At 60.4% G+C, this 14,000-nt stretch carries 8 protein-coding genes and 1 riboswitch; of the genes, 4 read left to right on the forward strand and 4 right to left on the reverse strand.

All coding sequences use genetic code 11. The features are described from left to right. The first annotated feature begins 25 nt into the window (after window positions 1-25). Window positions 26-2,737, forward strand: a complete 2,712-nt coding sequence (locus GX444_00790; protein ID NLH47117.1) for a hypothetical protein — start codon at window positions 26-28, stop codon at window positions 2,735-2,737. An 84-nt stretch (window positions 2,738-2,821) separates the two neighbouring features. Further along, complete coding sequence (locus tag GX444_00795) at window positions 2,822-3,067, forward strand: hypothetical protein (GenBank protein NLH47118.1); 246 nt, start codon at window positions 2,822-2,824, stop codon at window positions 3,065-3,067. A gap of 78 nt (window positions 3,068-3,145) precedes the next feature. On the opposite strand, the gene GX444_00800 is transcribed toward GX444_00795, so the two are convergent. Both GX444_00800 and GX444_00805 read right to left on the reverse strand, forming a co-directional pair. After that, complete coding sequence (locus GX444_00800) at window positions 3,146-4,852, reverse strand: right-handed parallel beta-helix repeat-containing protein (GenBank protein NLH47119.1); 1,707 nt, start codon at window positions 4,850-4,852, stop codon at window positions 3,146-3,148. 194 nt (window positions 4,853-5,046) lie between these two features. Further along, complete coding sequence (locus GX444_00805; GenBank protein NLH47120.1) at window positions 5,047-6,018, reverse strand: hypothetical protein; 972 nt, start codon at window positions 6,016-6,018, stop codon at window positions 5,047-5,049. Window positions 6,019-6,100: 82 nt separating this feature from the next. Beyond that, window positions 6,101-6,185, reverse strand: a riboswitch (cyclic di-GMP riboswitch). A 400-nt stretch (window positions 6,186-6,585) separates the two neighbouring features. On the opposite strand from GX444_00805, the gene GX444_00810 reads away from it, so the two are divergent. Then, entirely contained in the window at window positions 6,586-9,009 is a 2,424-nt protein-coding gene (locus GX444_00810) for a hypothetical protein (GenBank protein ID NLH47121.1), read from the forward strand. A gap of 109 nt (window positions 9,010-9,118) precedes the next feature. Beyond that, entirely contained in the window at window positions 9,119-9,631 is a 513-nt protein-coding gene (locus tag GX444_00815; protein ID NLH47122.1) for an isoprenylcysteine carboxylmethyltransferase family protein, read from the forward strand. A gap of 88 nt (window positions 9,632-9,719) precedes the next feature. Here GX444_00815 and GX444_00820 read toward each other — a convergent pair whose 3' ends face one another. Further along, the gene (locus tag GX444_00820) at window positions 9,720-11,423 is read right to left on the reverse strand and encodes an OmpA family protein (protein ID NLH47123.1); all 1,704 of its coding nucleotides are present in this window, start codon (window positions 11,421-11,423) and stop codon (window positions 9,720-9,722) included. Between the two features lie 4 nt (window positions 11,424-11,427). Further along, window positions 11,428-13,677: a hypothetical protein gene (locus tag GX444_00825; GenBank protein NLH47124.1), complete on the reverse strand. Its 2,250-nt coding sequence runs from the start codon at window positions 13,675-13,677 to the stop codon at window positions 11,428-11,430. Between the last annotated feature and the right edge of the window lie 323 nt (window positions 13,678-14,000).

A 14,000-nucleotide genomic window follows, 5' to 3' on the forward strand; every position in this document is an offset into this window, starting at 1 on the left:
GCGACGGCGGCAAAGGAGAGTGATGATGAAGACGGTATGGAAATGGATGGCAATTCTGACCCTGTTGCTCCTGCCCGCGGCCATGGCGATGGCCAGCGAGCCATGGTGCATGGGGGTGCCCGGGGTCTGCGTCACCAACGTCACCAGCACGGCGTTGACGATCTCCTGGACGACGCTGAGCCACAACGAGGTGGGCAGCGTGCACTGGGGCACGACGGCCGGCAATCTGGCGAACACCGCCTATGACGACCGCGGTTCGACGACCAGCGACGAAAGTCACCACGTGACGATCGGCAGCCTGGCGCCCAACACCACTTATTATTTTTCCGTCACCTCCGGCGGCACGGCCTACACCAACGGCGGTTCGCCCTGGAGCACCTATACCGGGCCCACCACCGGCGTGGTGATGCCGGAATTCATGGTGGTGGCCGTCTCGCTGGGTGACGCGGACACCGCGGCCGAAGGGACGATCGTTTACCTGCAATCGTACTCGGGGTCGGCCGAAAGCGCGTTCATCAGCCGGGTCGTCGATTCGAGCGGCATGGTCATGCTCGACCTGAACTCGTTGCGGACGGCCAATAACCAGGCCTTATTCACCTGGTTGGGAAACGACCTCTACGTCTACGCCGACGGACATTCCATGGGTTACCAGGTTTACGACGGCGATGTCCCGCCGGAAAGTCCGCCGCTCGGGCCGTACCTCGAAATGACGCTCAATGCTTGCGACGGGTGCTTCATCAACGGCGCCTGCTATGCCAACGGCGCCACCAATCCCTCCGGCGTCTGCGGCATGTGCGACATCACCAAGAGCATCACCTCCTGGTCGAACAGCCCCTCGTCGATCATTTGCCGCGCGGCCGCGAATGTCTGCGACGTGGCCGAATATTGCACCGGCTCCAGCCAGACCTGCCCGACCGATGCCTTTGCCTCCTCCTCGACGGTTTGCCTGGCGGCCGGCAGCGATCCTTGCGACGCCGCCGACACCTGCGCGGGAACCAGCGCGACCTGCGTCGCGAAGTATAAAAGTTCCAGCACCGTCTGCCGGTCAGCGACGAACGTGTGCGACGTGGCCGAATACTGCACCGGTTCAACGACGACTTGTCCGGCCGATGGTTTCGCTTCCTCGTCCACGGTTTGCCTGGCGGCGAGCGGCGACTGCGACCTGGCCGACTATTGCGCCGGGACCTCGGCGACGTGCGTGGCTTCCTATAAACCGTCCAGCACGGTCTGCCGGTCGGCGGTAAACGCCTGCGACGTCGCCGAGTACTGCACCGGCACGACAACGACTTGCCCGGCCAATAGCTTCGCTTCCTCGTCCACGGTCTGCCTGGCGGCGAACGGCGACTGCGACCTGGCCGACTATTGCGCCGGAACCTCGGCGACGTGCGTGGCTTCCTACAAACCGTCCAGCACGGTCTGCCGGTCGGCGGTGAACGTGTGCGACGTGGCTGAAAATTGCACCGGTTCGACGGCGACCTGTCCGGCCGACGCTTTCGCCTCCTCCTCGACCGTCTGTCTGGCGGCGAACGGCGACTGCGACCTGACCGACTATTGCGCCGGGACTTCGGCGTCCTGCGTGGCCTCGTACAAGCCGTCCAGTACGGTCTGCCGGGCATCGGCCGGCGATTGCGACGTGGCGGAGAACTGCACGGGCAGTTCCACGACGTGTCCGGCAAACGGCTTCCTTGGCAACGGGACGATCTGTCGCGCCGCGGCCGGCGATTGCGACGTGGCGGAGGCCTGTTCGGGTTCTTCGGCCGCTTGTCCGGCCAACCAGTTCAAAGCGCAAAATGAATCTTGTGAGGACGGCTCGTTCTGCACCGTGGACGACGTTTGCGACGGCGCCGGCAATTGCCAGACCGGCCCCGATCGCGATTGCGACGACGGCATCCCCTGCACGGTCGATTCGTGCGACGACAGCGGCGATCAGTGCGTCAACGACGAATACGTTTGCGAGGGGATCTTCCTGTCGCCCGATTGCCCGGGAACGATCACCGGACCGGGCGTGGAAATTCCGGTGGTCATTGACGAAGTCGACGGGGAAGACGAAATCGGCTTCAGCCTGGCGTTCGATTCCGATCAATTGACCTACGTCGATTACACCCTGGAAGGCGGCATTCTGGAGTCTTGGGAAGAGGACTTCGTCTGCGAATTGAATATCATGGCAAGTCAGATCGATTGCGCCGGAACCTCGGCGACCGGTCTGGATCCGGCCGAAATGGCGACCCTCGTCACCTTCACCTTCGATCCGATCGAAAGCAAGGGCGGCAAGCAAGCCGCCGTCAATCCCACCGCGTCGCTGACCATCACCAACGGGAAGTTCAGCCGGCCCGACCCGGGACCGCTGAGCGGAATCTGGGACGGATTGCTCGGTGGGCTGGAGAATGCCGAAAAAGCCGGCGCTTCCCTTGCCATGTTCGCGGTTCTGGATTTGGCGGGCGACTTCGCGCCGATGACCGGCGATAGCTGTGAATCCGACGTAGTGCTTGACGACGACGATGACGACAACGATGACAATGATGACAACGACAATGACAACGATGACAACGACGATAACGACGACAACGACGACAACGACGATACGGACGATGACGACGACAACGACGACAACGACGACAACGACGACAATGACGATAACGACACCTTCCTTCCGCCGCCGGGCGACGACGATACGGGCGCCGATGACGACACGAGATCCGGCGGATCGGGCGGCGGTTCGTCGGGTTGTGGCGCGTAATCACGACTGAAGTAAACGGCGGGCCGGAGAACTGGCGCCTCCGGCCCGCCCGATTTGTTTATCGGGACGGAAAGAAAACGGATCATGGCGGTAGCGTGGAATATCGGGATGAAGAAAGAAAAGTTTAAACAATCTGCGACAATTGTTTGTTCGGTGTGCAAGGGTCACGGCGTCTTGCGGGTGTCCACGGCGGAAGCCATCCCCTGGCAGGATCACCATCGGGGATTGGAAGAAGCGCTGCAACCGTTTGTCATTCGCAATTGTTGGGCTTGTGGAGGCGCCGGCCGACTCAACGTCACCGATGAGTACCGGAACAAACGGTTCGATTGACCTGCCGCGGGACTCCGACGGTTGGCCGGTCGGGGCGACCTTTCTTTTCTTCTTTTACCAAGATGAACGCGTGGTTATTCAGTCGGGCGGCCGCTCGTCGACGCCGATGTCGTATCCGGAGCCAAGCGGGCGGAGGTCGCGGTCCAGATCGTACCAAACCGGCCAGGCGGGAAAGGTCAACGTCGGATCGCCGCCGGTATCCAGGCAGGGGCTGCCGCTCAACAGATGATAGTCGCCGTTGTTCGGGTCGACAAAAAGCGGTTCGGCGTTGAGATTGTCGCTGGCCGAGAGACAGCCGGTCCAGCCGCACGCGTTCAGCGACGCCAGGTCGTCGGTGTAGGAGGTGCCGTCGTAAATCAGGTGCACGGTCGGCGTTCCCCAAAAATCGTTGTTCAACAGCGACGCCGAACCGCCGGCCAGAATTTTTACGGCGCAGGAAGAGGTCAGCCCCGTCCCGCCGTCCAGCACGTTGTTTGCCGCGGTGATCGCGGCTGCCGTCGTCACGGCGAAACTGTCGTGAGTGGCCGCGCCGCCCAGGAGAACGTTTTCGATCAGGGTTACCTGGCTTGCGGTCATCGGATAAACCGCGACCGTGACGATCGCGCCGTCGCCGCCGCTGATTCGATTGTCGGCCAGCAACACCCGGGCGTCGTTGCGCGCCGTGAGGCCGTAGGAATTATTGACGCCCTGGCCGCCGTCGAGGCGATTATTGAAAAGATAGGCGGTCGCGCCGTCGCGGACCTCGACGCCATAGGACTTCTGCGGCCCGACGCCGCCCTCGATATTGTTGTCGGCCAATAGCGCGGTCGCCGCCTCCTCGATGTAGGCGCCGTACGAATACAATGAGCCTTCGCCGCCGGTGAGAGTAAGCCCTTGAATCGCCGCGGTGCTGCCGGCGCTGACGCTCAACACCCGAGACTCGTCCGTGGGAGCAACGATGGTCGGATTCGCTACGATGTCTCGGGTCCAGTTCGTCGATTCGAAACCCCCGAAAAGCGAAACCGTCGTGTTCACGGCCTCGTCGTAGGTGCCGGCGGCGATAAAGACCACTTTGCCGGCTCCGGCCGCGGCGTCGATCCCGGCCGCGATCGTTTTTTTAGGCGCGATCATCGTGCCGGGATAGAAATCGTCGCCGCGCGGCGCAACGAAGATGCCGGTCGATTCGCTGATCGCCAGATCGAGGTCGTCGCAATCCTGATCGAGCCCGTCGGCGGGCAGTTCCAGGCCGTTCGGATTGGTCAGGGTATCTGAATCGTCGCAGTCGGTGTTGTCGAGGACCCACCCGGAAGGGCAGGCGTCCCCGGTGAAAACCTGACTTTCATCCGGATTGCCGTACGCATCCCCATCGAGATCCTGATAACAGGTGATGTAAACCGGCGTGGTGTCGTCGTTGTCGTTATCGTCGTTGTCATCGTTGTCGTTGTCGTCGTTATCATCGTTATCGTCATTGTCGTCGTTATCGTCGTTGTCATCGTCGTCGTCATCGTCCAATTGCCCGTCCGGCAGGCAAAGGGAAACCTTCGCGCAATTGCCCGTTTCGAGAATGCAGGTTCGGTCGGCGGGTTGAAGCTCGAAGGTGCAGTAGCGAAGGCAATCGTCCAAGTCCGACGCGGAAATCTGGTCGCTCAGGTAGCAATCGCCGATGATTTGGCAGGCTTCATCACAGGCCGTTTCGGTTTGAGACGAGTCGTCGTCGTCATCGGAACTACAGGCGATGAAAACATTCACCGCCAAGACCCCGGCGAATATCCAAAAGAGGAAAAAAAGCGAGGAAAATGATTTCATTGGATTTCCTGCTATTTCTATTTCTGGGATGGATGTGGAAAATTATTCTTGTCAATCACGTTGGTTAAAGATGCATTATTATCATATCCTAGTCAACAAAATTCGTCTTTAATAATAAAGAAATGTGAGTGTTGCCGTCGATTATTGGTGTTCGATCTGAAAATTTTAAAATATTTTTATGGCTTTTCGAATTATCAGAAAATTTCACGTTCGGCGGTTACCTGGACCGCCAGTTGCAGCCGGTCGCTTTGGACTTTCAGCGGGTCGCGACTGACGATGACGAGCGTATAGAAGGCATCGCCGCCGTCGAGCACATTTTTCAGGCGCTCGGTGATGATTTTCGCGCCGTCGGCCACCAGCAGATCCTCACCGTAAAGCTGCTGGTTCGGCATGATCGTCCCTTGGGCCACCAGATCGGTTTCCGGATTTGGCACGGTCTGGCTCGACAGGTACAGGCGAACCTCGGCGAGATTTGCGCCATCGTTGGCAATCGTGCCGGTCAGGCGCACCTCGTCGATCGACTTGATGTTTTTACGATATTGGCCGACTTCGGCGGGATCGAACATTTCCTCGGTGTGGCGGTACGCGGGCATCGAGGAGAAAAAGATCCAGTCCACGGCAACGCCTTCCTGGTCGCCGCCGGTCACTTGGATGATCGGGGTCAATTGGAAGTTCGCGCCCAGCGTGGCGAAAAGCTCGCGCAGTCGCGCGTCGATTTCCTCGGGCGTCTGGTCCAACTCATCGGCCCCGGTCAATTCGCGCGTTTCGCCCGCCGCCAGGGTGATTGAGCCGACTTCCCGGGGCGCCAGGTCCGGGTCTGATTCGCTGATCGCGAAAATGGTCAGTTGGGCGGCGAGGGCGCTCTTGTTGCGCAAATGCCCTTCGACGAAGAATTGCACATCGGCTTCGCCGCTCTGGTCGATGTCGATCCGGTCGGCGAGCGTTTCCAGGGATACCAGTCCGGTCGGGATCGCCTGGCCGCCACTGACGCGCACGGCTTCCACGATCAGTGCATGCTGGACGTTCCGTTCGCTGATGCCGTCGTGAAAAACACGATTGAGCGTCACGGATTTTTCCACCGTGCCGTCAAGCAGATCGGCCACTTCGCCGCAACCGGTGAGCGCCAGCACGGCAACCAGCATGATTAAAGCGAAAAAGCATTTCATCGAACATCCTCCCGCGACCGTTCGCGATTTCGAAAGGCGGGGAGGAGAAAGATGAAACGCTTTCTGAAGAACCCCAACTACTTTCGGCGGCCGGGCTGTCTTGAATCCTGGAATCGAGACCCCTAGCTTTGCGTCCTCATCTCGCGATGAGTTTGCCCTTTCGAGTAGCGACGGTTTGCTTTCAAAAGATCGTTTGTCATTTCTGACTTTACAATTATCTTATCGGCGTTTACGGGCATTGGCTTGAGAAAGAAAAGCAAGAATGGGATGGAATGGAGATGGAGAGGGAAAGTAATCTCTGAATGAATGGTCTATTTGTTAATAATAGCCAATATATTGATTAGTTTGGAGTGATATGTAAAGTAATATATTAGAATTCAAATGTAACATATTGATATATATGCACATAATGTTTATTTACGTCACGTTATCGCTCAACGGGAGGGAACATTTTATTATTAAAAAGCATTTATAGGTTGACGAGATGATGGGTTTGCATTCAATTAGGTGCGGGACGGGGCGGACTCGGAGCGATACAACTTGAAGAATATTCACGCGGAGGTCGCCTTGGCTTGGCATGCCCGGATTTTATTCGTTCTCTTGTCCGTCTTCCTCGTTTTCTCGTTTCTCGTCGCGTGCGCCGAAAACGATTCCTCGGATGACGATGACCAGCAGGCGTCGGATGACGACAACGATGCCGCCGCCGACGACGACAACCAATCCGATGACGATTCCGGATCCGGCGACCGCCTGCAGGCCGGCGCGGCTTCCGGTTACCTGCAAGTGCCGATCGGTATTTCGCTCGGCGGCTTCGCGGCGCGCGTCGGGTTTCAATCGCCTTACAATCAACTGATGGGCGGCTCGATCGGCTATTACGACCGGCCCAGCGTGAAGGCGGTTTCGCTGCAAAGCGGCGACCGGCGCCTGGTGATCGCCAAGGTGGCGATGATGGGCGTGACCGAAAGCTTGCGCACCCAGGTTGTCAATCAGGTGAAAGCGACGACCGGCGTCGACCTCGACCGTACGTTGATTCTCACCGCCACCCATACGCATTCCGGCCCGGCGCGGTTTTTCTTCGTGCCGGATATTTTCGGCCTCGTCGGCGTGGATGCCTACAACCAGGAAATGGTCGATCGGATCGCGGGTTCGATCGCCGCGATCATCGAGCAGGCGATCGCCGCGCAAAAACCGGCGCGGATCGGTTTCGGCTATCGCGAACCGTTCGACCCGCAGTCCCTCGTGACGCGCGACCGCCGCTGCGCCAACGGTCCCGGCGATTTCCGCGAGGATCGGCTCTGGGTCGGCCGAATCGAGGATGAGGAAGGCGAACCCATGGCGATGCTCATCGGCATGGCCATGCACGGCGTGGTTTACGGCTACGGCAGTTTCTACCTGACCGGCGATGCCCCCGAGGGCGTCGAGCGAGCTGTGGAAAAGCTCTACGACCACCCGGTGACGGCCATTTACCTCCAAGGCTCATCGGGCGACGTGGTGTCGCAGATGGGGAGCCCGCTCGGGCATCGCCGCGCGCAGATCGTCGAATGGATCGGCGCCGAGGTTGCCGAAGTGGTCGACCAGGTGCAGCGCGAGATCGTCACCGACGACCAGCCCGAGTTGAAGGTCATTACCCAGCGCTATCGCTATGATCGGCAGGAACTGGGTTACCTGCCCGGCGAATTCGGTTTTTACAATCGCGACGGCGAATTCGTCGAGTACCAGCGGGGCGCGATGGAATGCGCCACGCTGCCCATGGATCAGCATGGCAGCATCAATGATTGTGATACGCCCGAAACGAAAATGGTCGACGGTTATCTGGGCTGCCTGTTGAATCTCGATTGGTCGATCGCGGACGATGCGGTCAATTATTTGCAGCAATCCCCGATCACCGTCGCCCAGATCGGCGATCAACTGTTCTTTACCGCCCCGGGAGAAATCACCTCCCATCTGGCGGTCGATATCCGCACCAGCCTGGCCGCCCAACTCGGCATCCCGTACGAAAACATCAACACCCTGGGCTATTCGCAGAACTACATTTTCTACATTCTGCAGGATTGGGATTGGTGGCAGGGCGGCGGCGAAATGCAGGGGACGTTGTTCGGCTGGCGCTTCGGACCCTGGCTGCAAAAAACGGTCGGCAACCTGGCCGGCCGGCTGGCCGCCGACGATCTGGTCGTCCAGGGCGATCCGCAACCTTCGCTGTATCATGAAGCCCTGGCGCCCGTGGCGCCCGAGGCTTCCGAACGGCTGGGCGAAATCAACGTTCAGCCCGAGGCCGATCAATATCGCTTCAATACCGTGCGCTTCTCGTGGTATGGCGGCCATCCGGGTGTCGATTTTCTGACCGTGACGTTGCAACAGCAGATCGACGGCCAATGGCGCGACGTGCGCCGGGCGAACGGCACGGTTTACGACGACAAGGGCTGGGAAATGGCGGTGCGTCTGTTCCCGGCGCCCAGTTACAAAGAAGAGAAGCATCGCGATTCGCGCGAGTTCCAATATTTGGTCGAATGGGAAACGATGTGGGACGATCCGACCGGGCCGCTGCGCTTCAAGGTCGACGGCCGGGCGAAGGGCGCCGGCGGCATCAAAGCCTATCAATTGTTCTCCTCGGCGTTCATGATGCATCCCACCTATACCGTCGAGTTGACCGATCTGTCGGCGACGGTCGTCGACTCGGATCTCGTGATCAGCTTGGAAGCGGCTTATCCGCACGACCCGATCGGGACGCGGCGCATTCGCTCGGTGCTGGCGGGCGGCTCGCATCCGGCGATCGTCAGCGGCGGCGAGGCGACCGCGCTGGTTTCCGTCAACGGCGCGGCTGAGGTGCCGGTCGTCCTGACCTATAATCGGCAACAGCACCGCCTGGTGGGGATGCTCGCCGGCGTCGCCGCGCGGGCGACGGTCACGGTGCGCGTGACCGCGGGCGCGTTCGACGACGGGTACGGCAACCTCAACGCCGAGGAATTGGGACCGGTGGCGGCCAGCCGATAAAGAACATTTGATCTTCAAATGCGTTTGTTCGATACTTCAGCCGGACAATGAGGCCAGGTTGTCACCCGAAAGGCCGTGGCCGAGTGGCGCGGCCTTCTCGAAGGCTGGAATGAACCTTTCCACGAACCGGAACGCCGAGCCGGCACCGATCAATCGTTGGGGCATTGGTCCCAAGTGGGTGCTGTGCTGCGCCCTCGGCGCGGTCCCGCTGTTCATTATCAACGCGGTATGGCCCGGCGTTTTAGAGATTCATCTGGTGCCGCGGCCGGCGCTTTTGATCGTGGGATGCGTTCTCCTCTTGGTCGGCGTCCCGTTCCTCGTGATGGCGCTTTGGGTTCTCCATCGTGGTTTCGGTCACGACAAGTTGTTTACAAGCGGCGTCTATGGATTGTGCCGGCACCCCATCTACGCGAGTTGGATCGTCTTCCTCGTTCCCGGCGTTCTGCTGCTCGTCGGCTCCTGGATTTTTCTGCTGCTGCCGCCGCTGATGTACGCGAGCCTGCGATTCCTCGTTCGGGAAGAAGAAGCGTGGTTGGAGGCGACGTTCCAGGACGAGTACCGCGCGTACCGCCGGCGGGTGCCGGCGGTGTTCCCTGTGCCGCGCTTTTGGCGGCGCGACTGAGGTCGCCGGAGAAGGCGAACCGCCGCGCCGGCCGATAAAAAAATGCCGCGGATTTTCGTCCGCGGCATTTTTCGTTGCGGGAGGCGGATCAGCGGCCGACGATGACGAAATCGATGCGCGTGTTGCGCGCCCGGTTTTCCGGGGTGTCGTTCGGCGCGATCGGCACCTGATCGCCCAGGCCGATGGCGGTCAGGCGGACGGCGGCGATGCCTTTGCGGATCAGGTAATTGCGCACTTCCTGGGCGCGGGCCTCGCTCAACGTCGCGGCATTGGCCTGGCCGGCGGCGATGTGCCCTTCGATCTGGACGTTCACCTTCGGAAATTCGTTGAGGATATTGATCACGTCGCCGAGCAAGGCGCGGTCGGCTTTGGAGAGGGCCGAACTGCTCTCGCCGCCGAAGGTCAGGGGCGTCGGCAGGACGATCTGGTTTTCGAACATCACGACGCCGCTCGCCTTGCGCGCCAGCACGACTTCCGGGCAGCCGTCGTCGTCCATGAAACCGTTTTTCGTTTCCGGTTCGAGTGGGCAGGCATCTTTATTGTCGGCGAGGCCGTCGTGATCGGTATCGGCGTCCAGCGGGTTGGTGCGCAGTTCGTTCACTTCCTGCCCGTCGGTGAGACCGTCGCCGTCGGTATCCGGATTGCTCGGGTTGGTGCTGTAAACGCGCACTTCCTGCCCGTCGGAAAGCCCGTCGCCGTCGGTGTCGGCTTTGAGCGGATCGGTGTGGTATTTGTTGACCTCTTCACCGTCGGTGAGGCCGTCGCCGTCGGTGTCCGGGTTGGCGGGATCGGTCTTCGATTCTTTTTGTTCGTAGACGTTCGTCAACCCGTCGCGATCGTTATCGGCGTCGGGCGATTCGACCGGCGCCACGTAAGCCGCCTTTTTGGCCGGGAGATTGCCGTAAACCAGGGCGGGGTAGGTGTAGGAAATGCCGGCCATGCCGCGATACAACGGGCTGCCGATGCCGTCGGTAAAGCCCGCGCCGCCCGCGACCAGGAACTGCAAACCCATTTGGGTATAGAAACGGATGCCGATCAGCCCTTCGAGCGGCGTGGCGGGATCGATTTCATCGATGCCGTAATCGAGCGTCCGGCCGACCACCTCGCCGGTCAGGCCGACCCATTTGGCGAGAATGACGTCGGCTCCGGCGCCGCCGAACAATTGACCTTGCGGTTCCAGGCCGCTCGGATCGCCGAGGTATTTATAGCCGGCGTTCAGCGCCAGATTGACGCGCCCGAATTGCTTGTCGAGCAGCAACGCGCCGCTCATGGTCATGGCGTCATTGCCCGCGTAAAGATCGGCGTCGCCGGTCGGGAGGCTCGCCATGACGTTCAGGCCCAAGCCTACCCAACCCGGTTTGTTGGGCAGAATATTGAATTTCGCGCCGAGCCGCGCATCGCCCAGCGAACCGCCGGCGGTCTGCGAGGTTTCCGACAGGCCGGGCACGTTGATTTGATCCAGATCCTTGCCGGATACCTGCACGTAGGAGGCCGCCGCCATCAGGTCGACGCGTTTGAACAACCCGACGACGCCATAGAAATGACCGGCGATCAGCGTATCCACGGCGTCGAATTCGTCGCCGCTACGTTTCATTTCGAAGCGAACCGGGCCGGCCAGGTAATTGCCGACCATGCCCAAGGTGAACTGCGTATGGTCGAGAGTGGTCGTGGTGTACAAGCCGAGGAGATTGTGCGAACCGATCGCCGGCGGTTGGTTTTGCGCGTCGATGGCCCAGGCGAAAGAGGCGACGCCGACTAGAAACACCAAGGCAAGAACGGCCGACCGTTTCATCCTTTCAACTCCTTTTGCGAGCGCCCGAGCGGAGCGCGAAGACGAACGCCGCCACCGCCAACAACGAGGCAAAGCCCAGGTAATCCGGCGTCCCGCCCGTCATGCCGCATTCGCCGCAGAGATCCTCGTCCGTATCGTGGTCGCGGTCCGGGCAGCAATCCGCCAGTTCGAGCAGGGATTGCGTCGCGGCCATCCCGCCGAACGGATCGACGACCGTCAGGGTGATCAGGTTGGGGCCGCCGACGATGTAATGGTGGGAGATGGTCTGGCCGGTGCCCAGGCGACCGTCGCCGAAATCCCAGAAATACAGCAATTCGCCGCCTTCCGGATCGACGGAATCCGCGGCGTCGAAGGTGTAGGTGAATTCCTCGTTCGTCGGTGCCATGGTGAAGGAAACGATCGGCTGCTGGTTCGTCGGGTGCGGCCGCGAGGTGAGCATGGTCTTGGCTTCCTGACCCGGCGCGGGCGGGAAGTCGGCCGGTTTGGCTCCCGTGCCTTTCGCGGTGGCGCGGGCGTAAACCACCAACTCGCCGTTCTGGCCCAGGCCCAGATCGGTGAAGCTGAGCGGCAGTTGCGTCCGTTCGTCGAGGATCTGGTAACCGTTGGCGATGCCGGCCAGGTAGAACTCGACCGCGACTCCCAGATCGTCGGGCAGGGCGTTGGTGATGACGACCTGGGCGTGCGTGTAACGGCCGTCGTTGTTGAAATCCTCGAGCCAAAAATTGCCCGCCGGAATGCTTTGCACGTTCGCTGCGGCATTGAATTCCAGTGAAACAATGTTGCCGTTTTCCACCTGGACCCAACGATAGCCGTTGTATTCCAGATCGCCGCCGGTGCCGCGCGCGTTGCCGGCGCAGGCGGTGGTTTGCACGACGGTGAAGGGCTGCAGGGCCGAAAGACCGCCGACCGCGTCGCCGAAACGATCGGTCAGCGGATCGCCGGCTTGGAATTCCCAGATGCCGTCGAAATGATTGTGGCCGATGAACAGGTGCGTCACGCCGTGCGTCAAGGCCAGCGCCAGCAACCGGGTGCCGGTGTTGTCGGCGGGCGTTTCGTTGTGAATATCGTCGGTGGGATCGGAATCCCACTCGCTGGATTCGTAGTTCCAGTACTCCTCGCCGTCGCCGGCAATCGGGCTGGTCGGGTAGGGCTGGTCGGCGGTGTACGGGCCGCGCGGATCGTGGTGCATGAACAGCAGGCTGGTCTGCCCGCGGCTTTGGGCGTCGGCCAGATCCGCTTCGACCCAGGCGAGTTGTTTTTCGCTGAGGAAGCCGCCCCAGTTGTCGACCGGGGTGGCGACGACCAACTGGCCGGCGTGCCGGCGGGCGGGGTCGCCGTCATAGCTGTTGAGCACGACGAAATGCACCGAACCGACGTCGAAACTGTAATAGTTCGGCCCGTAAAAACGATTGAAAAACTCCAGGCCGTCCTGCCGGACATCGGGGCCGTTGAAGCGCGCGTAGCCGTCGTGATTGCCGTTGGTCAGAAACAGCGGCACCTGGGTGTCCTGGATGATGCGGTAGGACTCGTCGTTTTCCGCGACCAGAGCGGCATTGTAGACCATGTCGCCGGTGAACACCGCGAAGGCCGGCTGTAAAAGCGGCAACTCGTTTTTAATCTCGTTGGTGAAGATGGCATAGCCGCGCTCGCCGAGTCCGGAGCCCGGATAATCATGGGCGTTCCATTCGTTGTCATCGCCTATGGTGCGGATATCGGTAGGCTGGGCGTCGGTGAAATGCACGAAGGAAAAAGAGTCGCCGATTTCATCCTGAATCCGCACGGCGGCCGGTTGGAAATCCCAGAACAGGTCGGTCGAAACAACGATGGTGTAGAGATCCCGCGGCGCCGTTGCGGGGATACGGCAGGAAATGTGGTACGTGCTGGTGGCGTCGTCGAAGGCAATGGCCTCCAACGCCAGTTCGTAGCTTTGCACCACCCGGTCCCCGATGCGGGCGAACGAATCGTCGGGATTTTTAAAGCCGGTGCTGATCTGCAATTGCCATTCGTCGGGGTCGAGATAAGCTTCGTTTTCCGCGAAGTAGACGATCACCGTCAATTCGCTTTCCGGTTCGACCAGCGCGGGCAGACCGATTACCGGGTAAACGATGTTGCTGATCCGGCGGGGAATCGTGTCGGTGCTGGCCGCCGATTGGGTGGCGTAATTCAACCCCGGGCCGAAATCGGACCCATAAGGCCAACCCATCAGGCTTGTCATCCCGTCGGCGAACGCCGCCGAGCCACTAATAAGAATCATCACAGTCAACCAGATGGCCATGGATATACGAGATGGTGGCATCGATACTCCCGCCGCGCCTTTAATGGATAATTAACAATCGAAGCACTATAGGTAGGTTTGGCCTGAAGTGTCAAGGCAAGCGCGAAGCAAAAGGGCGGTAACTGTCAAGTGATTCTCCTTGGTTGGCCGGTCCAGGCCAGGGGTTTTCGGCGCCGATCGCTGGCGAAAACTGGCGCCGTTCGCGGGAATGATTATATTCCGGTCAGAAATCGACGAGGAGTGCAAACAGATGAACAAGATTTTTTTGGTTGCCTTGGCCGCGTTGCTCGGTCTGACGGCGG

The sequence above is a fragment of the Myxococcales bacterium genome, assembly GCA_012517325.1.
In the GTDB taxonomy this organism is placed as follows: domain Bacteria; phylum Lernaellota; class Lernaellaia; order Lernaellales; family Lernaellaceae; genus JAAYVF01.